The organism is Lysinibacillus sp. fkY74-1 (assembly GCF_053165895.1).
In genome coordinates, this window is sequence record NZ_CP170173.1 from 548,393 (window position 1) to 570,405 (window position 22,013).

The window sequence follows — 22,013 nt, forward strand, 5'->3', positions numbered from 1 at the left end:
TTCGAATCTTACACTCCATCACTACATACTTCAAAGGACTTTATAATAACATTTATGTGGCCCTTTGAACTATGTATAAAAAAACTTCTAAAAGTTGTTTTTTGTTCATACATCTTTGGGTATGTATTAGAAGTGAACTGGTTATTGGTCATTCACAAAAAAAAAGTGGTAGCGTACAATAAATAAATAGCAAAATATCTAATAATGCCTTAAAATAGTGATTTGGACGCTTGAATGGGCGTTAAAAAAGTTGTACTATAGAGTTGTTTGTTTACTGATTATGACATTATACTTCTTTATTAAAATAAAAATTCGGTAGGTTAATAGATTGAATTCGGAGGGACATAGGGTGGATAAAATAATAGTGACTGGCGGCCAAAAACTACAGGGAAAAGTACGTGTAGAGGGCGCAAAAAATGCAGTGTTACCAATCCTTGCAGCAGCTTTACTTGCTTCAAAGGGAGAAAATGTAATTAAAGAAGTCCCTAACTTAGCAGACGTCTTTACAATAAACGAAGTACTTAAAAGTTTAAACGCAGCAGTTACATATATACCTGAAGATAATGCCGTATATATAGATGCAACAAAAGAACTTTCTAGTGAAGCACAATTTGAGTATGTTAGTAAAATGCGTGCATCAATTTTAGTAATGGGCTCGTTACTTGCGCGTAATGGGTATGCTCGTGTTGCGCTACCAGGAGGGTGTGCAATCGGTTCTCGCCCAATTGAATTACATTTAAAAGGTTTCGAAGCAATGGGAGCGAAGATTTCATTTGGCCATGGATATGTAGAGGCAAAGACAGAGGGTCGTTTAAAAGGAGCAAATGTATATTTAGACTTCCCAAGTGTTGGGGCAACTGAAAATATTATGACAGCAGCATCTTTAGCAGAGGGGACAACTGTAATTGAAAATGCTGCCAAAGAGCCTGAAATCGTAGATCTTGCTAACTTTATTAATAGTATGGGCGGACGTGTAATTGGTGCTGGTACAAATACGATTCGTATAGAAGGAGTCGATACATTATATGGAGTAGAGCATCATATTATTCCGGACCGCATTGAGGCTGGTACATTTATGGTGGCAGCAGCTATTACTAAGGGTGATGTGGTCATTGAAAATGCAGTTCCTGAGCATATGACGGCTTTGATTGCAAAGATGCGCGAAATGGGCGTAGAGATTATAGAGTTGGATGAAGGCATTCGTGTATGTGCTCCTCAGACATTAAAGGCTGTGGATATTAAAACAATGCCACATCCAGGGTTCCCGACAGATATGCAATCTCAAATGATGGCGTTAATGTTGACTGCGGAAGGTACGAGTATCATTACGGAAACAGTATTTGAAAATCGTTTTATGCATGTTGAGGAGTTCCGTCGTATGAATGCGGGTGCTAAAATAGAAGGACGCTCTGTGTTTATTGAGGGGCCAGTAGAGCTTCAGGGGGCTGAAGTAATGGCAACGGATTTACGAGCTGCGGCTGCACTGATTTTAGCAGGTCTAGTATCAGAAGGAATTACACGTGTTACAAAACTACACCATTTAGATCGTGGATATGTTGATTTTCATGGTAAATTAGCTTCTCTTGGTGCCAATATTGAACGTATTACTGATGAAGAAGTTGTGACAACTGAAGACATTTCTGTTGAATTACCTGCAAACTAAAATGTGTCAAAACCCTTTGCTTACATAAGCAGAGGGTTTTTTATTTTTCATAACTAAATGATATACAGCATATTATTCCTTATGAAAAAATGGATGATTAGTATAGGTGTCCTTTGTTTAATGGGAGCATTATATGTGCTTCCTGTTTTAGGATTTAGCGAAAGACGGGAGGAAGTGCAACCTCCAACAGCGGAAGAAAAAGCTTGCGAAATACTTATAGAAGTGGAGGGACAAAAGGAAAAAATCCCTTTAGAGAAATATATAACAGGGGTCGTTGCGGCAGAAATGCCTGTTTCTTTTAAAAAGGAGGCATTGAAGGCTCAAGCGATTGCAGCACGAACTTATGCGTTAAAAACGACAAATTACGGTAAAAAAGCAATTGCACCGACTGTAGCAAAGCAGGTTTTCTATGATGAGAGTCAAAGAAAAGCGAATTGGGCTAGCAATTTCCTGGGAAATGAAAAGAAAATTGTCGAAGCAATTAATGAAACGAAAGGACAAGTTCTTCTTTATAATAATAATTTAATTACAGCTATGTTCCATTCAACAAGCAATGGACAAACAGAAAGTGCATACGGTTATAGTGGAAATAACATTCCATATTTGCAAAGTGTTTCAAGTATATCAGATCAAGCCTCTCCTAAATTTGAGGCAGAGCAAGAGTGGTCACTAGCACAATGGAATAAACTATGGCCAGTACAATGGCAAGCTAGTGATTTTAATCGTATACAGCTATTTTACAATGACTCAGGGCGTGTAGAGCGTCTACAATTAGGGAATAATGTCTGGACAGGGAGACAGGTACGAACATTTCTTGGGATACCATCAACAGATTTTTCAATTGTCTATAATGCTAATACAAAAAGAGTGCACGTGAAAACTCAAGGATATGGTCATGGAGTAGGAATGAGTCAATATGGAGCAGAGGCCATGGCAAATGAAGGGAAAACCGCTGCTGAAATTTTACACTATTATTATCAAGATATTGAAATAAAAAAAATAGATGCATGTTTAAAATAACTTCTAGTTGTTCACACTGCAACTAGAGGTGATGAAAATGAGAGAGGATAAAAATAATAAAGCTTCTCAAAACCAGAATCCAAATCAAAAGGAAAATGGTCAGTTACAAAAGAAACCATGGTTTTGGCCAGTAGTTTACACAGGTGGTGCACTCGTTCTAGCAGGGTTGTTATTTGGTTACAATAGTCTTGTATCAAAAGTAGAAGATGCTCCTTTACCAGATTTAGCGGAAGTTGACTCGGGTCCAGTAGTAGAAACAAATGCACGTACTGAAAACATGATGTATCCATTCAAAGAAGAGAGTCTTGGTAAAGTACAAATTTTACAAGAGTTTTATGAGCTAGAAGCAAATGAAGAATCTCGTGAAAATGCACTAATGGTATTTAATCAAACATTTACTACGTCTTCTGGTATCTCTATTGCTATGAATGGTGAAGAGTTTGAAGTACTAGCTGCTATGAGTGGTAAAGTACTAGAAGTAAAACTAGACGCATTTACAGGGAATAAAATTGTCATCGAGCATCCAAATGGCATGCAAACTCACTATAGCTCTGTAAAAGATATCGCTGTAAAAGAAGGCGATGAGGTTACACAAGGTCAAGCTTTAGGAAAAGCGACTGATAACGAGTGGAATCAAGCGGCTGGCGTCCACATGCATTTCGAAGTAGTTGAAGACGGAAAATATGTTAATCCGAAAAAATTACTAGCTTTTTAATTCTGAAAGCTAGTAACGCATAAAAATCAGCATTTTATTAGGAAAATGCAAAACGTGTTCTGAATAGCTTTGTCCTTACATAAGGTGAAGAAATGCGCAAATGTGCATCTGATTGCCAAAGCATTTTGTGAAATTGTGTGGAAAGGACGAAGAACGTGCATGAGCACATTCGGAAGCGCTGCATACGCCTCGGTGAATTACTGATTGAGACGCGTGAGACTGTGCGTGTCCTCGCGAAAATGACTGGTTATTCAAAAAGTACGGTGCACAAAGATTTAACAGAGCGATTACCAACAATTCATGAAGGATTAGCTGACCAAGTGAAGGAAATACTCGCCTACCATAAGGCCGTACGTCATATTCGCGGAGGAGAAGCAACGAAAAACAAGTGGAAAGAAAGAGCGAGTCAAGATTGATTCGTTCTTTTTTGTTGTGTGGACAGGCATAAAATAAGATTGTTAAAGGTAAAGTAATACTATACTATTGCCATGCGGATCGTGAAAAGAAAACAGTCTTAATCATTAAATTCAGGGTGAAATTACCAATAGAATATGATAAAATATTCTAGATAAAGAGATAAAATGAACGTTATGTAGTTGGAACTGGCGGGAAGGAGAAATTATAAAATGTTTTCGAAAGATATCGGCATTGACTTAGGTACTGCGAACGTATTAATTCACGTTAAAGGTAAAGGAATCGTCTTAAATGAACCATCTGTAGTGGCTATTGACAAAAAGACAAATAAAGTATTAGCGGTAGGGGAAGAAGCTCGCCAAATGGTAGGGAGAACGCCAGGTAATATTACAGCAATTCGCCCACTTAGAGATGGGGTCATTGCAGATTTTGATGTGACCGAAGCGATGTTAAGACACTTTATTAACAAATTAAATGTCAAAGGATTTTTAGCAAAGCCACGTATTTTAATTTGTTGTCCAACGAATATTACAAGTGTTGAACAAAAGGCTATCCGTGAAGCGGCAGAGAAATCAGGCGGTAAAAAAGTATATTTAGAGGAAGAACCAAAAGTAGCAGCAATTGGTGCAGGCATGGATATCTTCCAACCAAGCGGAAATATGGTAGTTGATATCGGCGGTGGAACAACAGATATTGCCGTTCTTTCAATGGGTGATATTGTTACAAGTGAATCCATTAAAGTGGCAGGAGATGTGTTTGATAACGATATTTTGCAATATATTAAAAAAGAATATAAATTGCTAATTGGTGAACGTACAGCAGAGGCTATTAAAATGACAATCGGAACAGTATTCAAAGGTAGTCGTAATGACACAATGGATATCCGTGGTCGTGACATGGTGACTGGTTTACCACGAACAATTTCCATTCACTCTGAAGAAATCGAACGTGCATTACACGAGTCTGTAGCAATGATCGTTCAATCTGCCAAAAATGTTTTAGAAAAAACACCACCTGAGCTATCGGCTGATATCATTGACCGCGGCGTTATTATTACAGGTGGCGGAGCACTTTTACATGGTATGGATCAACTATTAATTGAAGAATTAAAAGTACCTGTCTTTATTGCTGAAAGACCTATGGATTGTGTAGCTATTGGTACAGGCATAATGCTCGAAAATATAGATCGCGTGCCAGCGTCCTTATAAAAATAAAATGAGGTGATTTCTTTGTTTAAAGGTTTTTATACAGTTGCAACGGGTATGATCACGCAACAAAGAAGAACAGAATTACTATCTAACAATTTAGCGAATGCAAATACACCAGGATTTAAGGCTGACCAATCCACGATTCGTTCGTTTCCAGATATGTTGATGTCTAGCATCGGAAAAACAAATGCACCTGCCAATCAACAAGCTGGTGCCGAATATATGAGTCAAGTAGGCGCTTTAAATACTGGGACATACTTACAAGAAACATTACCAAATTACATACAGGGCCAAATCTATAGCACTGATTTTACAACAGATATGGCATTGATTGATGGAAACTTACCCCAAAATGAAGATGGTGTGACTGGCTCAATATTCTTTAGACTAGCACATCCAGATGGTGGGGAAGCCTATACACGTAATGGTAATTTTACTTTGGATGGCCAAGGTTATTTAGTGAATGGGCAAGGCCTTTATGTGTTAAATGATGCTGGACAAAGAATCCAGTTACCTAATGATGATTTCCGCCTCGATGAAAGTGGCGCCATTTACGTTAATAATCAACAAGTAGCGCGGGTAGGCGTATCATATGCTGCCAATCCGAACATGCTACAGAAACAAGATAACGGTCTTATTCGGACAGAAAATGGCGCAAATCTGCCATCAGCCTATGGAACGAATGGAGTTTCCTTTACATTACGTCAGAACTTCTTAGAGGGCTCAAACGTAGATTCTGGTCGTGCAATGACAGATTTAATGACAGCCTACCGAGCATTTGAAGCCAATCAAAAAGTATTACAAGCTTATGATCGCAGCATGGAAAAGGCTGTTAATGAAATCGGTAAAATTTAACAGACGAACAGAACAGGAGGCTTTTTATAAATGCTACGTACAATGATGACAGCAACCAATACAATGGGCCAATTACAAAATAAACTAGATACAATTAGTAATAACATTGCCAATAGTAGTACAACAGGCTTTAAAGCGAAGGAAGCAACCTTCAATGAGTTACTCTATCAACAGTTTAATAATGACAAACTGGATCGTGCCGAGCGTCAAACACCTGTTGGTATTCGCTTTGGATCAGGCGCAATGCTTGGCCAAATTAAATCCAATCAAAAGCAAGGTTCATTGCAAACAACTAATCGAGATTTGGACTTAGCTTTTACAAAAGCAAAACAATATTTCAATATTTTAATGCCAAATGGTGAAAATGGAACTGAAACAGTGTATACTCGACAAGGTGACTTTTATTTATCGCCGCTAAATAATGGAACAGTTATGCTAGTAACGGCTGAAGGATACCCAGTGGCAAATGCTGCTGGACAAGCTATTACATTACCAGATAATGTGCAAGGATTTTCAGTACGAAATGGTGGTATACTAGAAGCATCTTATCCAAATGGCGATATAATTCGTACGGATTTAGCGGTTACAGAATTTCAAAAACCGCAACTAATGGAACATGTTTCAGGTTCTTATGTTGGATTACCAGACAACCTTGCTGAACTTGGCTTTACACAAGCTGAAGTTCTAACAGAGCTAGTAGGTGCTAACCGTCAGCAAATCGGCATGCAGGGTGGTACTTTAGAAATGTCCAATGTTAACCTCTCGAAGGAAATGACAGAACTAATTCAAACACAACGTTCCTATCAATTCAATGCAAGAACGGTTACATTAGCAGACCAAATGCTTGGTCTCATTAATGGTATTCGATAGGGAGTCATCCTAAAAAGCAAGGAATGAAGAGGAGTACAATTTATGACAAACGATTCACGTCGACGTTCTGTGCCGACACAAGAAACCGATACGCAACCAGACAAGAAAGAACGCCGCTCAAATGGAGAGCAACGCGAGGTTCGATGGGTGCAAATCCGACTGATTCCGATTTGGTTACGCATTGTAATTGTTCTCATCTTAGTTGTTGCTGCCGCAACATTAGGCGCAATGGTTGGCTTTAGTGTTATTGGAGAAGGAAATGCTATGGATATTTTCAAAAAAGAAACATGGCAACATATATTCGATATTATGCATGGTAAAGAATAATTTTATTCTTTACCTTACTTTGTGTATACATACTTTATTTTGAGGGGGAAATGACATGTTAACAGCAGAGCAAATTCAAGCAATTTTACCACACCGTTATCCATTTTTATTTGTAGATCGTATTATTGAATTAGAAGAGGGGAAACGTGCAGTAGGCTTAAAGAATGTTTCTATGAATGAGGACTTCTTTAATGGACACTTCCCAGGATATCCAGTAATGCCAGGTGTGCTAATTGTAGAGGCATTAGCACAAGTAGGTGGAGTAGCTCTTTTAAATGCCGAAGAATTTAAGGGACGCTTGGCATTTTTAACGGGTGTTGATAACTGTCGTTTCAAACGTCAAGTAGTACCTGGAGACCAACTTAAATTGGAAGTGGAGTTTGTAAAACTTCGTGGTTCTATGGGTAAAGGACATGGCGTAGCAACTGTAGATGGAGAACTTGTATGTGAAGCCGATATTCTATTTGCAATTGGACCGGAGCAGCCAAAGCAAGCATAATTTGCATTTATAGACCAAAAGATATAAAATAGATAAAGTCAAGTCAAAAAATTGAGACTAGTAGGTTCTTAAACTGCGATGGCGAATTAAGCGATTGTGAATTGAAATAGATGTAATTTTTAGGTTTTACAAACGTAGGAGGATTATTAAGATGTATAAGGAATTGTCTTCAGGTATTAAAATTAGCATTACTCGTTCGATTTCAACATCTTTTGAAACATACTTAGCAAGTATTGGTTGGGAAGAAGAGCGCTTTTCCATGGAAGACTTCATTGCAAGCTGGCAGACTTATTTCCAAGAGAATGCAGCATGGATCGAAAAAATTCCAGCCGAAATATTGATGAGCGCAGAGTTTCATGAAGAGATGGCACAAAAAATTGATGAGGTCATTGCCAAAATTTTAAATGAAGAACCAACAGCACAACAAGTTGAAACAATCGAGGCATTGCAAAAAGAGCTAGGCACAGACTATAGCTATGACTGTAAAGCAGAAGCAGCATATATTGAACAGTTATTAAAAGAAAAACAAAAATAGTTTGTAGAAAAATCGGATAGTTCCCTCCTTTCTCGGGCAATCTATGTTAGATCACAAATACACATGATGTATTTGCTGACATAGTACCAAGAAAGGAGGTTTTTTACTATGTGGAAAATGTCATTTTTAACCATTATTCTGGCTACTGTATTCCTTGGAGGATGTAACTGGGGAAATCGTGCAGTTGAAGATCATCCTGTGAGAAACGCAGAGACTGACGTTCGTAATGGTGTGGATCGTGTCGAGGATGCGTTAGATCCAAATCATCGAAATGATGCATACGATCGGAATGTAAATGGTGTTGAACGAGGTACTGTAAATGAAAATACAACTTTACCTGAAGCGACAACGCCTGGATCAAATGCTGATATTAACAGCACAAATGGCTATGACAACGTACCAAACGCGAATGGCGTAAACGGTGTTAAGCGTAATGACAACATGGTTGATGAAAAAGCCAACGACACTGAAAAGTATCGTGACGGTATGAACAACCGATAATATCAAAAGAGTGTTTCCTACAAGGAAAACACTCTTTTTTTGATTTGAGGAAGCGGAATGCCTATTGGAATATAATATTTCAAGTAATTTATGACCCCGTTATCCCAAATAACTTGTACTGACAAGACCTCATTTCACAGAAAAACCTTCAAACGTTTTTTTAAAAAAAATGATGCAAAAAATTTGCATCGTCAGTCACTCTTCAATTTTGGTCGCTGCTTCATATCTTTTGTAAAGCGTTCCAGCAAATGTTCTAAAGAAACACCTTCAGCTAGTAGTTCAGAAAGTAATTGTTCGGCATATTTAGAGCGTTTTATTTTGAGGGTACCTTTTAAAAGTACTGATACATGGTCACCGATTTCTTGAACCGTATGTACGATTACCTGAAAAGGAGCGGGTTCATTATCGGGAAATGAAATAACGGCACGTACATTAAAAATAGTAGCATTCACTAAGAGCTCATCAAAGGTTGAACGATATTGTTTTTCCATAAACAATTCGAGTACCCAAGACTGATGGCTATTTTCCTGATTAATAATGATACCATCGACTAAAGGGAATGGTTGCACGCCATCTTTTGTGACAAGGTCAAAGGAAAGCATTTTAAATGTTTTCATTATGTATATTCCTCCTAAGTCTGTCATTCTTTTAGTATAACACATACGGTTCCAGTTGTTGGTCATACGCACTTACTAGTTAATTTCTATTACTGCGAAATTGTTGATTTTATGAAATAGCATTTGCCATTACTGCCTAAAGCATTCTGGTGAAAAAATAAGAAAAAAAAGAAAAATACAACAGGTAATTTACCTATTTTATGCAGAAGTATCATGGCAAATTATCATTTTTCGATTTTGTTAATATTGGCATCATTTTGTAAGATGAAGGCAATCCACAGCAAAGGAGGTGAAGGGATGAATCAAGTCGGACTGGTCGGAAGGTTTACGAAAGATCCAGTATTACGATACTTATCTGGAAATCGTGTGCAGACTCATTTTTCACTCGCCATTAATCGCAATTTCAAAAATAACCGTGGGGAAATAGATACAGATTTTATATTCTGTACAGTTTGGGGGAGACTTGCAGAACATATCGTCAAGTATTGCGGCAAAGGCTCATTAATAGGTGCAAACGGCCGAATTCAAACAAGGTCATTTGTAAATGAAGAAAACACTAAGATTTTTATGACAGAGGTAGTGGTCGAGGATGTTCGATTTTATCAACTTAAACAAAGGGATAGTGACGAAGCTTCTATGGTGACGCCACCTCCACCCAATGAACAGGAAGACTTAAAAGACTTTGTATTACCATAGCATGCTACATACGGCGCAGGAAAAGTATTGTCTAATCCGCCATTCTCCTTAAACTCCTTGCACCGTAGTAACAGAAAGGAATGATGTGCACCAATTTTTTCGGAAAAGTTGCTGAAGACCGCACAGCAATGAAATTTTTAACACAACTGAATATGGATATGAAGTAAGTAGGGAAGAGAAGAGAAGTAAACATGGTTCCACTGAAAAAGCGCCAAGAACCCTTGGCGCTTGTTATTAATATATATCTAATGTAATGAGATCACGAAGTTCTTGATCCTCTAATTCAGTTAACCACTGGCTTGACTGAATTAGTTCTTCTGATAGCGCTGATTTTTGCGCTAGCATTTTATCTATCTTTTCTTCAATTGTGCCAAGTGTTACAAATTTATGGACTTGCACAAATTGTGTTTGACCGATGCGGTAAGCACGATCGGTTGCCTGATTTTCGACAGCGGGATTCCACCAGCGATCTGCATGTAAGACATGATTAGCAGCTGTTAAATTAAGTCCTGTTCCACCTGCTTTTAAGGAAAGAATAAATATAGGAAAATCTCCTGCCTGAAACGCCTCTACTAAGCGGTCTCTTTGCTGCTTAGGCATAGCACCTGTTAAAAACGGTGCATCTACATTATATAATTCACTTAAACAATGCTGGAGCAATTGTCCCATTCCAATATACTGTGTAAAAATGAGGCATTGCTCGTCATTGTCCACAATTTCAGCCGCCATTTGCACAATGCGCTCTAACTTTGCCGAACGTGCAAGCATTGTTTGGGCATCCTCGAAAGGCTCTTTTAAATATAGGGCAGGATGATTACATAGTTGCTTTAATTTACTGAGCATTTTTAAGACGCGTCCTTTTTTTTGAAACCCTGTTAACTCTTCCAGCTGATCAAGCGTCTCCAAAATATAGCCCTCATAGAGAGAAGCTTGCTCGGCTGTTAATGGGCAATACTCATTTGACTCTAGCTTATCTGGTAAGTTCAGCTGCAAATGAGGATCACGTTTTGTCCTACGTAATAAGAATGGTTGAATTTTTGTTCGTAGCTTTTGTTTATGGGATTCAGATTCATCTCGTTCAATTGGTAATATAAAATCTTCATTAAAGCGACCAAAGCTACCTAAATAGCCTTTATGAATAAAATCAAAGATTGCCCATAGCTCAGACAGACGGTTTTCTACAGGCGTTCCAGTCAGGGCAATGTGATGGTCACCCAGTAATTTACGAATGGCTTTTGATTGTAAAGTTTGCATGTTTTTTATATTTTGAGCTTCATCTAAAACAACCGTTGCCCAGTCAATATCCTGTAAAAATTCTGTATCCTGTGACACCGTTCCATAGGTTGATAAAATAACATGTGGCCTATCAATCAATACCATTTTTTTGAAATCATCATCTTTTGCACGGTTAGTTTGATAATGCGTATGGACAATTAGTGAAGGAGCGAATCGAGCAAGCTCCTTCTGCCAGTTACCCAGCACTGATGTTGGGCAAATAATAATAGATGGTTTTGTGTAATCAGCTACTGCTTCATATATATGAAGTAAATAGGCTATCATCTGAACGGTTTTGCCAAGACCCATATCATCAGCTAGGCAAGCACCGAAACCTTGCTGACGCATAAAGACTAGCCATTCAAAGCCTTCAATTTGATAAGGGCGTAACTCTGTTTGTAATGTCGCTGGAATGGGTACAGCAGGTAAACCCTTTTTGTCTAAGAGCTGTTCCATATAAGCCTTTAACGATTGCTGTATCTCTAATGCAAAGATAGGATCATCCCGAAGCGCATCGTCAGCATCCTCTTCTTCAATAGGTGCAGATAAATCTTCGGGTAATTCCCTGAATAACAATTCTCGGACAGTCCAGCTTTCGTCTTCTGCCTGCTGCATTAACGCACGCATCTCTTGCATCCAGTTAGCGTCAACACGGAACCATTCTGTCCCTATACGAATAAATTCACGCTTTTCTTCCACTAACTTTTTAAATTGCTCAGGTGAGATTGTCTGTCCATTCATCGAAAACTGCCACTTGAATGTTAGAATATCATCTAATCCAGCGACTTTTTTTGTAGATGCATTGCTAGTTGTCACACGGACACGGAATTTGGATTGCTTTAAATCCTTTAGCCATGCTGGGAGCACAACATCGAAGCCAAGTGCCTGTAATCTCGCAAGATCCTCACGTAAAAAAGATCGTACCTCCATATCTTCAAGTGTTACACGAATGAAGGTTTCACTACTAATAGCATCTTTAGATAGTAGTTGAACTATTTGTTGTTGTTGCTGCTCAATTTCAGTTGCAAACATACGCCATTTAGTAGGGAGTGCATCTTCTATAAGTAATGACTGCTTACGAATAGCAGGTGTCCAGTAATTTTTTGTAGTAGCGGTGCTAAGGACGGTTTCTAAGAGCCAGACATCGGAATCTTCTTCTGGTTCACTTAATCGTAAGGAAACGGTAATGGCACCAACTTGGCGTGTTTGATCCAATGGCCAGCCACCTCGTAAGAAAAAGGGCAATAGCTTTGGTAAATCAGAAAGTATTAGCCCTACTTGAGAAAGTTTTTGCTGCACCGCAGTTTCTAATAATGCAGAATCTATATCGTCGAGAGGGAAGGATAGTGAAGAAAAATCCTCTGCAATGACAGCATGTGACCAAAGAGAGGGCTCCTGCCAATAATCCTGTAACGCCAATACTTTACCTAGCCATTTTTTACTATCTTCATTTGCACCAATCCAGCTGATAAAGGGATGTTGATAGCTTGATGAAAAAATATCAAGAAGCTCAGCAGCGGAAACCTCAATGGATAAATCCGCCTGATTTGTTAGTAAGCCATAGATATTTGCCTCATAGGTAAAGAACAATGAAGATACGAATGTATCTACGTCGATTGTTGTACCATTTGCAGTAAATCCCTGCAACGTAAAATATCCTTCTCGAGCTACATCGATACGAAGCTGCTGTGTTTTAGAAAAAGGGGAAGGAGAGTTGGCGTTTATTGTCATCATACTAGGTTTCCTTTCTCTATTTCTTCCTGTAACGCACGGAGTCGTTTGTATTCTGAGCGGATTGTTTGTATATATGCTTCAAAATAAGCTGTTTTACCTGCCCGTTTTGCAGCAGTACGCATACTTTTCCAAATGCGTACTGCCTGCTTATAATTCAAGCGAGATTTTTGAGCAATTTCCGCCATTGCATAAACATGATATAGCGGTAAAACCGTAGCTGGTTCAATTTGTAATACATCCTTTAATCCACACATCTCTAAATAAGATAGAGACGAAGGATTTAATTGATGAAGCGCTGCCCAGTCTCGATAACGTCCTTTTTTAATTAAGAAAGAAGAGAATGGTTGAAGGCCGTAGACTCCGAAGGCGCTGTATAGAATGGCTTCCTCTTCTTCGGTAAGCTGTATTTCATCAAATAAAACCTGGAATTGACGAACATACTGAGCACGTTGTACAACTGGTACGACTTCCTGCAAAAAGGCTGCTGTCATTGGCAGAATTGCTCGTAAAATAATAGCCAGAGCATGTGATTCGCCAGCACGCTGAGCAAAAGTAGCGAGTTCAAAAAGATCCTGCATTTGCTGCAAATCAATATGTTTCAAACTTTCAAGCAGTAAGTCCTCCTTTTGTAAGAGTACATAAAATAATAATCTTAATGATTCTAAGGATATTTCTGCCGAAGGGTTTTCAAGATTATTTAAATAATCTAATTCCTGCTCACGACGAGGCTTTTCATAAAAAAGTACCGCCCAAAGTAGCATGTACAGGTGAAGTCGATTTGGAAATAGTCCATGTCGTTCTAATAAAAACTTCCGTACTTCCACTTGGAGAGCGTCATAAAACGGATCAGTCGCAAAAAGGCGAGATCGATTAGTCAGCTCTGTAAGTATGCTCTCAAAAGATTGACTGCTTTGATCAATAAAGTATTTCATATAAGGGGAATCCAGTGAATGGCCTGGTGTTTCATTCAAATGTCGCCAAATAGTATTGAAAATGGCTAACTCCATATACAGTTTATAAAGAGGCTGCCATTCACGTTCAAAGGGCATATGTCGACGAAGACGCTCCAATGCATCAGTCCTTATAGCAGAAAGGCCATAGCCCTCTAAAATACGACCTGGTGGCAATAATCGTTTCATTACTTCCTCAACCATCAATGACCAACTTTGAGGGCTACGTTCATCAGCTAATGATTTTAACTGAACAGATTTTTGAGCACGCCAAGCACTCGACCAATTTTGAACGGAATCAAAGTACTGGTAAAGAGCAAGTAATGTACCTACCTGATGTCGACACCATTTTGGTTGTGGACAGCTACAGCGTAGCTCTTCTTTGACGAAATCAATTTCAACAGAAGCGGGTCTGACATCCTGGACAGTTGCATATAATATAGAACTGGCTCCATTAAAACGGTCAAAAATAATGGACTTATTTCTAACCGAAAAGACCGCACGACGGACTAGTTCTTCATCTTCCGTAGAGGAAGGATGTAAATCATGTTCAGCTTCTTTTAATTTAGTTAACACAAATGCTTGATGCTCTTTAGCCAATTGCGATATTGACAATGCCATAACCTCACTCCTTTCTTTATAGATGGCTATGTTAAATATGGATTAATGGTAGTAAAGGAAAAAAGACTGTCCTTCCATTATACGATTAAAATGCGGCAATGATAAGCTGAATGATCAGAAAGAAGGAAATTGAATTAAAGATAGTTAACAAGACTTTTGATTTGTGTTAAAATCTGAATAGTCAGATAATCGGGAGGGATGAAGGATGATGCAAGTTCAATACATGAAGCCGTTTTATACAAAAATCACTGGGGACAAATTACGTCTCGTGTTTGCTTATCAATATTTCTCTATATTAAAAGAGAATGAGATTTTCCATTTCATTCCCATAGAAGGTAAAGAGATGATTATCAACATGAAGACACAACAAATTGAAAATTTATCTGAGGTGTTTGTTTTCCAAAAGGGCAATCGATTTATTCGATTACCACTTTATCAGCTACTTCTTATTACCAACGTCCATGATCATCTGGCACCTATACTTGAAAGCGCTACACCGAAGCAACTTCCTCTTGTTTCTACAGTGACTGTAGGTGAAATTGATCAGCTTATTGCAGAAATTGAGAACAGAAATCTGGATTACTTAATCGATCAAGCATTATTAGAGAACAATAAATCACTCTTTTTTAATCTATTGCAGCAAAAGAACCATCAACTTGGAGGTTTCAAAATTGAATAGATGGTATACCCATTAAGCACCTACTTTTCTTACTAGGAGAAGGGGTGCTTTTATTATCACAGGTAGGTCAAAAGTTTAAAGGGATGAATAACTTTCCTACAAATAATTAATAAATCCTACTATATTGGAAACTATTACCGATGGAACGTTAAAAAAGCGGAGGATAGACCGATATAAGTGGCAAAAGGGTGGTGAGTAAATGCTAGGTAATTGGTCAGCTACAGGGATGTCGATCCTGAATAATATGAATCGACATTATGGTGCTATGAGTAAAGCAATGTTACGAATTTCTACAGGTTACCGAATCAATAGTGCAGCAGATGATCCAGCTGGTCTGGCCATTTCTGAAAAAATGCGTGCTCAAATTCGTGGATTGAATATGGCGGCAAAGAATATACAGGATGGTATCTCATTAGTGCAAACAGCAGAGGGCGCATTGAATGAGACACATGCGATGATTCAGCGTATGCGAGAACTAGCAGTGCAGGCAGCCAATGATACATTAACAGATGAGGATCGGAAACAACTTGATTTAGAGTTCCAAGAGTTAAAGAAGGAAATTCAACGTATTTCAACCGATACCGAATTTAATACAAAGACATTACTGAATGGCGATTATGAAACAAATGGGATTAAAATTCAGGCAGGTGCCAACGCAGGACAGAGCATTGAACTGTTGATTAATGGTGTCGGTTCAGAAGCACTTGGTTTGAAAGATGTCTCGATTGCTACTAGAGATGAGGCAGATAAGGCTATTTCTTCTATGGAGGACGCTTTAAAACGCGTATCCAATGAACGTTCCCGCCTTGGCGCCTATCAAAACCGTTTGGAACATGCCTATAATGCCAATGTGAACACCGCAGAAAATTTACAGGCAGCAGAGTCACGAATTCGAGATGCTGATATTGCCAAAGAGATGATGAATATGGTGAAGGCTCAGATTTTAATGCAGGCCAGTCAATATGTGCTGGCGATGCATATGCAGCAGGCACAATCCATTTTAAAATTATTAGAAATCGGAAAAAAATGATGAATTTCAATTACTATTGAAATTCATCATTTTTAATGTTTATTTAGAGAAAGTCTCAATCGCTAATTTAGCCGTTGCCGTAGCTTCATGCTGTAAGGGTAGCACAGCCTGACGCATATTTTCTCGAACCGTCGTATACGATTCTAACATGGCAATCGCACGTTCGAACAATGTGACACCGTTCCAATCATCCTTCTCGACATGCCCAATAACCGGCTGATCAACAATATCAGCAAATGCATCAATTTTTGGATCATACGAAATGGCGATAAAAGGTGTAGCATAGATGGCTGAGAAGATGAGGGAATGGAGTCGCATCCCAATCAATAATTGAGATTGTCCAATTACCGCAATTTTTTCCTCAATGGATAAATCAGAAGGAGCAATTAAGCTTTTTTCCTGCATGAGTGCTGCCACTTCCTGAGAAGTTTTTAAATCGTGTTCACCATGCATTGGTAAGAAAACGATTTGCTCACCCTGACGTACTAATTGGTCTAAGCTATGAGCAATTTTTTCTTTATATGCTATTGTAGATGGCCAGTCACGGACACTAACAGAAATATAGCTTTCTGCCGTTAGGGATTCTTGATCTAACCATTCACAATGAAAGTCGCCACCATTGAGCCCCATAACAGGATCGGGCACAATTTTAGTCTCTTTACGTACACCAATCTCTGTTAAAAGAGTTTGGGAGGCTTTATCTCTAACCGTAATTTGCTCAACCTTGTTAAAGGTTTTACGCACGATTAATTTACTAAGCGAGTGGTTGATTGGGCCCATACCTTGGGCGTAAACAAATACTGGCTTCTTCAGCCATTTTGCAATTTGAATCACGCCTGCATAGTATGGAATAGTTTTCATGCCTGTTTGATCCTGCATTAAACTACCACCGCCACTAATGAGTCCATCAGCTGTTTTAAGCAATTGATGGATTTCTTTCATTTTCCAACGATTGACGGCTTTTACACCATAGGTTTGCTCAGTAGCGGTTGGGTTATTAGATAATACAGTGATCTCTATATCATTTTCCCATTTCTTCAAAGCTTGAATGATGGAAAGCAGAATAGCATCATCTCCGACATTATCGAATCCATAATAGCCCGATAAAACAATGTGCATTATGACCACCTCGCGATGGCCTTAGAAACCCAACGATAACCGAATTTAAAAATAAGGATAAATACTAATCCTATAACAAAACCAAGAGATACGCTGTATAGAGTACGTAATACTGAAACAGCTACTGGGATGTGTAAATGTGTAAATGTATTAACGATCGATAAGAATCCGATAACACCTGGTACAAGTAAGATACTACCCCATTTGCGGTTGATGCCCATTACATATAAAGCTAAAACAAAGAATGGGAAACCAATTAAGAATTCCTTCGTTCTTGGTCGTACATATAAGGTATTTTCTAGCCATTGTCTAAACGTTAATTCTAAATCACTAACTGAGCCAGAGTTACCAGTTCTGCTAATGTAAAATAAACCGATACCCGCCACGACAATTAGTAGGAGTACATGCCAATATTTTAATTCTTTGTTTAACAATGTTACGGTATTAGATAAAGATTTATTAATATTTTGATCAGCTAGTCGGTTAATCTCAATTAATGTAAATAGTAGAACGCCCATAATTGGAATCAGATAAACTAACTTCACGCCTTTGAACGTAGCAAAGCCTGTCATAAAGGCATTGCCATTTAATAAGCCAATGACAATAACAATCCCGATAAGGCTAATCGCTACTGCCTTCAAGTATTGCACAAGTATTTTAGACATTTTCGTAGACCCTTGTGCTGATTTAATTACGGCATAGGTAGGTGCAAGGACTGCAATAATTAGTGCAAATGCCTGTAAGAATAGAGTACTTTTCAGGATAAAGTAGGCAATGGCTAGTACTGTCATAAATCCAGCTGCCGCAATTCGTAGAGGCATCCATTTGATTAATTCTGAAACGATAAAGGTAAATAAAATACCTGCTACTAATACAGCTGCTGTGACCCAAGCTGGTACAGCTACCTGATCAAACAGCTTTGGCTCGCCAGGTTGGAAATGATCTGGCATTGCGTCATGTACTCCATTTAAGTAGTCAATTGTTTGCTCCACATTTTCCTTGGCATTACCAGTTGTTTTAATATGGTAGAAGATAGAACGGATATTACGCTCTTTTACAGCTCTTGTTGTACGGTCAATACTTTCATTTAACTTTAATTTCGTTTGTCTGTTGATGTTAATACTATGCAAACGAATCATATTGTAATCGGTCATTTGGGCGATTTTATTTTCGCCCTTCAATGGATTACTTTCGATTGTATAGAAGTAATAGCCCGCATCACTTAGTTTTTCAACTAATTGATTGCCTTTTTCTTGTCCAAAGCCAATTGCTTCGTCACCTTGACCAAGCAAGCGACCAGAAGAACCATCTTTTAATGCGAGTAACTGATTCACCAATTTAGCGTTAGCCACTTCATTATCTGCATTTTCAACTTTAAAGACATAGCCTAGGCCATGCTTACTAATCATATCGATAGCAGGCTGATCGTAGCCAATTGGTGTTTTTAAATCAAAGTTATGGTTAGAAGTAGGGAGAAAATAAAAAGCCTCTTCTCCTATTTGAACTTCCTCCGGCTCAACACTATCCATGATAAGCTTTCGGTAGCTTTCATTTTCAGGTACTCGAATATAAGAGCCACTCTTTGTAACATCAACAGCATCTTTATAAGGTGTAAATAATAATTGTGCTGCTAAGTCGTTTTCTTTATAGACAGTAATCAAATTTTGTTTTTCCATTTCCTTTAATGTTAAAGGCTCAAGACTAACAGTTGTCAGTCCAGCTTCCTTTAAGGAGGAAAGGATTTCATCCATTGTTAAATCACTGTTTTTATTTGCAGTTTGTATTTCATCATAGGGAATCACGATTTCATAAGAATCATTCGATTGCTCCGCATTCCACCTCATCATGATACCTGTGGAGGAAACGACGAGTAAAAGAACAATAATCCCCCAAAGCCATTTCTGTTTCGACATAAGTGTCCTACCTCTCTTATTTATGAAAATCTTTTTCCGATAACAGGGATTTTCTTTAAATCTTGTTTATCAATAGCTTTCATTAGCCATAGTAAAAGGAAGTAAATAGCTCCTCCAATGATGATGGCAATAGTCAGATAGCCCATTGCCCACATACGAGACCAATGTGTAAAATCAAGCCAAAACGTTGGTAAACCAACGGCTGCTCCCATTACGATGGAAGACACAATCATTTTCACCGTATCTTTTCCAAGAACAGTAAAGCGAATCATACGATATATAAAGACAGTATTCACAATAAATAACACAAAGTACACCAATAATGTTGCATAGGCAGCACCATCTAGACCGAATGCTTGAATGAAGAAGATGTTCGCAAACACCTTCAAAACAACACCACTTAAAATAATAAGAGCGCCTGTTTTAGCAGCATTCATTCCCTGTAAAACGCCCGTCCCAAGGAGTGTTAGTGATGTAAAGACCGAGCTAAGGTTAATCATGGCTAACATTAAGCTTCCCTCTAAGTCTTTAAAAAGAGCTAGATTTAAAGGCAAGGTTAAGGCTAGCAGTCCAATCGCAGCTGGCCACGATATAAGATGAGTCATACGATGTGTTTGTTCAATAATACTGCGTGTTTCATCCATTTTACGTTCAGCAAGCTTAGTAGTAATTAGTGGCACTAGCGGTAAAATAATTGATGACGCAAATACCGTCGTAATTTGAACTAATGTTAGCCCTCGACCATATATCCCATAAAGGAAGCTAATTTCACTTGCGTCTGCCCCTGCACTTCTTAACCCATATGTAACGGTAAAGGAATCCACAAAGTTAAAAAGTGCCATTGTAACAGAACCAATTGCAATCGGAATGGATATTTTTAATATAGTTTTACTATATGTGGAGAAATCCTTACTAGAATATTTCTCCTTGCTCGTTACTTTTACCGACGAACGGAAATATTTATAGAGTAAATAAACAAGTGAACCGAGTGCTCCAAGGACAGAACCAGCCATAATTCCACCAGCTACGATATCATTTGAATAATCCATCGCAACTAGGAAGTACGCAACAATTAGAATTAATGCAACTCGAACTAATTGTTCAATTACTTGAGAGATGGCAGTCGGTCGCATATCTCCAAAGCCTTGAAAAAAGCCACGATAGACGGCCATATAAGGAGCCACAAGTAATGTCAGTGCCACAATAATTAAGGCAATTTCTGTTGATGGTCCACCAAGTGCATTCGCTATCTGCCCTGAAAAACCGTAAATGATTGTAAAACTAATGACGCCAAACGATAGGGCAAGGATTCTTGCGGTTACATAAATTTTCTTTATTTTGGCAGTATCCTTACTTGAGTTAGCCTCCGCAATCAGTTTAGAAATAGCAATAGGGATACCTGCAACAGATAAATACAAAGCCACCATATAGACAGGATAGACAAGACTGAAAATACCAAGTACTTCGTCACCAGCAATATTTTGAAGTGGAATACGGAAAATACTGCCAATCACCTTAGAAAGTAATGTCGCAATGGTTAAAACGAGTGTACTTTTGACAAATGTTGATTGACTCATTTTGTTGTGCCCTGCCCTCTAAGCTTTAATGAGAAAACCTTTAAAGCAAAACGTGGAAGAACAAGCATTCTTATAAAACGACTTGGCTGGCGTAGCAGTCGATAAAGCCACTCAAGATTTAACTTTTGCCAAATGACTGGTGCACGCTTCACAGTGCCCGCGATGACATCGAAGGAGCCACCCACACCAATAAATACGCCCTTTGAAAACTTGTCTAGGTTTTCAGTAATCCATTTTTCCTGTCTCGGTACTCCTAAAGCGACAAACACCAGATCAGGTTGTAATGCTGCGATATCGTCCGCAATATGATTATTATTCCAATCAAAGAATCCATCCTGATAGCCTACCACTTCAACATTTGGATAATTCTTATGAATATTGGCAATGGTCTTTTCAATTGTTTCTTTTTGTGCACCCAATAAATAAACTTTAAAGCGCTTTTGCTGACCAACCTCTAACAATTTCACCATGGTATCATAGCCTGTTACACGCTCGGGAAGTGAATCTCCAAGGATTTGAGCAGCCTTTACCACACCGATACCATCCGCACAAATGTAGGTTGCCTGATTTAAATAGCCCTTCACAGTAGGATTTTCATTTGCCTGCATGACAACTTCAGGATTGGCTGTCACCACGAAAGTCTTTTCTTGCTGTTCAATACGATTAACAAGTAGATCTACAAACCCTTGCTGACTAATATGTAAAAAGGGTACGCCCATAATCGTTACATGCCTCATATAGTGTTCAAACCTTTCTGTAATTCCTTTTTCACTGCAATCTATCATACCATAAAAGCAATATTGACAGGAAATTTTCGATAATAGTTCAGTTATGGCTATAGGCTGCATAAAAGGGGATTCATCGTTATAAAAAGGAGGATTCTATTGCATATACAAGAAACAAACTAAAAAATGCACTGATTTTTTTAGGAGGAAATAGTGGTGCTCATAACAGAAGGGTTTGAGTTTCTTCTATTATATAGTGTTTTATATTCATGCAATGAAGACAAAAAAAGAGTGCGAAACAATGTCGCACTCTCAGACTGTAGACAAACTCAAAAAATTTGAGAGTTTGCTTACAGTCTTTTTTCTTTTACAATGAAATAAAGTAAAGCCGTTGATTTCCACTACGGGCGGACGCTTTCCGCGGGCGGGGTCGAGCTGCTTCCCTCGCTTCGCTCAGTCCAGGATCTCGA

21 protein-coding genes are annotated in these 22,013 nt (G+C 38.5%); 14 read left to right on the forward strand and 7 right to left on the reverse strand.

Annotated elements, in window-relative coordinates:
* Window positions 1-349: 349 nt before the first annotated feature.
* The 11 genes from murA (at window position 350) to ACE1MS_RS02660 (ending at window position 8,607) form a co-directional block, all read left to right on the forward strand.
* Window positions 350-1,663: a UDP-N-acetylglucosamine 1-carboxyvinyltransferase gene (gene murA, locus ACE1MS_RS02610; protein WP_012292771.1), complete on the forward strand. Its 1,314-nt coding sequence runs from the start codon at window positions 350-352 to the stop codon at window positions 1,661-1,663.
* A 120-nt stretch (window positions 1,664-1,783) separates the two neighbouring features.
* Window positions 1,784-2,683: a stage II sporulation protein D gene (gene spoIID / locus ACE1MS_RS02615; protein WP_426388976.1), complete on the forward strand. Its 900-nt coding sequence runs from the start codon at window positions 1,784-1,786 to the stop codon at window positions 2,681-2,683.
* 37 nt (window positions 2,684-2,720) lie between these two features.
* Complete coding sequence (locus ACE1MS_RS02620) at window positions 2,721-3,398, forward strand: M23 family metallopeptidase (RefSeq protein ID WP_031418512.1); 678 nt, start codon at window positions 2,721-2,723, stop codon at window positions 3,396-3,398.
* A 155-nt stretch (window positions 3,399-3,553) separates the two neighbouring features.
* Complete coding sequence (locus tag ACE1MS_RS02625) at window positions 3,554-3,814, forward strand: sporulation transcriptional regulator SpoIIID (RefSeq protein WP_025114760.1); 261 nt, start codon at window positions 3,554-3,556, stop codon at window positions 3,812-3,814.
* A 210-nt stretch (window positions 3,815-4,024) separates the two neighbouring features.
* A complete protein-coding gene (gene mreB / locus ACE1MS_RS02630; protein ID WP_008180529.1) occupies window positions 4,025-5,020 on the forward strand; it encodes a rod shape-determining protein in 996 nt (331 codons plus the stop codon).
* A gap of 21 nt (window positions 5,021-5,041) precedes the next feature.
* Complete coding sequence (locus tag ACE1MS_RS02635) at window positions 5,042-5,875, forward strand: flagellar hook-basal body protein (protein ID WP_031418513.1); 834 nt, start codon at window positions 5,042-5,044, stop codon at window positions 5,873-5,875.
* A 30-nt stretch (window positions 5,876-5,905) separates the two neighbouring features.
* Window positions 5,906-6,745: a flagellar hook-basal body protein gene (locus tag ACE1MS_RS02640; protein WP_012292775.1), complete on the forward strand. Its 840-nt coding sequence runs from the start codon at window positions 5,906-5,908 to the stop codon at window positions 6,743-6,745.
* A gap of 42 nt (window positions 6,746-6,787) precedes the next feature.
* The gene (locus ACE1MS_RS02645) at window positions 6,788-7,072 is read left to right on the forward strand and encodes a DNA-directed RNA polymerase subunit beta (protein WP_036166922.1); all 285 of its coding nucleotides are present in this window, start codon (window positions 6,788-6,790) and stop codon (window positions 7,070-7,072) included.
* Window positions 7,073-7,127: 55 nt separating this feature from the next.
* Window positions 7,128-7,571, forward strand: a complete 444-nt coding sequence (gene fabZ / locus ACE1MS_RS02650; protein ID WP_031418516.1) for a 3-hydroxyacyl-ACP dehydratase FabZ — start codon at window positions 7,128-7,130, stop codon at window positions 7,569-7,571.
* A gap of 151 nt (window positions 7,572-7,722) precedes the next feature.
* The gene (locus tag ACE1MS_RS02655; protein ID WP_099806131.1) at window positions 7,723-8,106 is read left to right on the forward strand and encodes a hypothetical protein; all 384 of its coding nucleotides are present in this window, start codon (window positions 7,723-7,725) and stop codon (window positions 8,104-8,106) included.
* A gap of 108 nt (window positions 8,107-8,214) precedes the next feature.
* Complete coding sequence (locus ACE1MS_RS02660) at window positions 8,215-8,607, forward strand: hypothetical protein (RefSeq protein ID WP_036160741.1); 393 nt, start codon at window positions 8,215-8,217, stop codon at window positions 8,605-8,607.
* A 191-nt stretch (window positions 8,608-8,798) separates the two neighbouring features.
* Here ACE1MS_RS02660 and ACE1MS_RS02665 read toward each other — a convergent pair whose 3' ends face one another.
* Window positions 8,799-9,224 (reverse strand): YwpF family protein, encoded by a 426-nt coding sequence (locus tag ACE1MS_RS02665; protein WP_289449485.1) that lies wholly within the window; start codon window positions 9,222-9,224, stop codon window positions 8,799-8,801.
* Between the two features lie 297 nt (window positions 9,225-9,521).
* Here ACE1MS_RS02665 and ACE1MS_RS02670 point away from each other — a divergent pair, with 297 nt between their 5' ends.
* Complete coding sequence (locus ACE1MS_RS02670) at window positions 9,522-9,920, forward strand: single-stranded DNA-binding protein (protein ID WP_031418521.1); 399 nt, start codon at window positions 9,522-9,524, stop codon at window positions 9,918-9,920.
* A 234-nt stretch (window positions 9,921-10,154) separates the two neighbouring features.
* Here ACE1MS_RS02670 and ACE1MS_RS02675 read toward each other — a convergent pair whose 3' ends face one another.
* The gene (locus tag ACE1MS_RS02675; protein ID WP_447402681.1) at window positions 10,155-12,929 is read right to left on the reverse strand and encodes a DEAD/DEAH box helicase; all 2,775 of its coding nucleotides are present in this window, start codon (window positions 12,927-12,929) and stop codon (window positions 10,155-10,157) included.
* Entirely contained in the window at window positions 12,926-14,500 is a 1,575-nt protein-coding gene (locus tag ACE1MS_RS02680; protein ID WP_031418524.1) for a hypothetical protein, read from the reverse strand. Before ACE1MS_RS02680 ends, ACE1MS_RS02675 begins: the two co-directional genes overlap by 4 nt.
* 205 nt (window positions 14,501-14,705) lie before the next feature.
* On the opposite strand from ACE1MS_RS02680, the gene ACE1MS_RS02685 reads away from it, so the two are divergent.
* Window positions 14,706-15,179: a hypothetical protein gene (locus tag ACE1MS_RS02685; protein ID WP_031418525.1), complete on the forward strand. Its 474-nt coding sequence runs from the start codon at window positions 14,706-14,708 to the stop codon at window positions 15,177-15,179.
* Between the two features lie 199 nt (window positions 15,180-15,378).
* On the forward strand, window positions 15,379-16,209 hold the full coding sequence (locus ACE1MS_RS02690) for a flagellin N-terminal helical domain-containing protein (RefSeq protein WP_036166935.1): 831 nt from the start codon (window positions 15,379-15,381) through the stop codon (window positions 16,207-16,209).
* 39 nt (window positions 16,210-16,248) lie between these two features.
* Here ACE1MS_RS02690 and csaB read toward each other — a convergent pair whose 3' ends face one another.
* Genes csaB through ACE1MS_RS02710 form a run of 4 tightly spaced genes read right to left on the reverse strand, consistent with a single transcriptional unit; the run spans window position 16,249 to window position 21,555 of the window.
* Window positions 16,249-17,328 (reverse strand): polysaccharide pyruvyl transferase CsaB, encoded by a 1,080-nt coding sequence (csaB, locus tag ACE1MS_RS02695; protein WP_031418527.1) that lies wholly within the window; start codon window positions 17,326-17,328, stop codon window positions 16,249-16,251.
* The gene (locus ACE1MS_RS02700; RefSeq protein ID WP_447402682.1) at window positions 17,328-19,241 is read right to left on the reverse strand and encodes a DUF5693 family protein; all 1,914 of its coding nucleotides are present in this window, start codon (window positions 19,239-19,241) and stop codon (window positions 17,328-17,330) included. The genes csaB and ACE1MS_RS02700 overlap by 1 nt, the downstream gene beginning before the upstream one ends.
* 20 nt (window positions 19,242-19,261) lie before the next feature.
* On the reverse strand, window positions 19,262-20,818 hold the full coding sequence (locus ACE1MS_RS02705) for a putative polysaccharide biosynthesis protein (RefSeq protein WP_207889625.1): 1,557 nt from the start codon (window positions 20,816-20,818) through the stop codon (window positions 19,262-19,264).
* Window positions 20,815-21,555, reverse strand: a complete 741-nt coding sequence (locus ACE1MS_RS02710) for a WecB/TagA/CpsF family glycosyltransferase (RefSeq protein WP_031418530.1) — start codon at window positions 21,553-21,555, stop codon at window positions 20,815-20,817. The genes ACE1MS_RS02705 and ACE1MS_RS02710 overlap by 4 nt, the downstream gene beginning before the upstream one ends.
* Window positions 21,556-22,013: the final 458 nt, after the last annotated feature.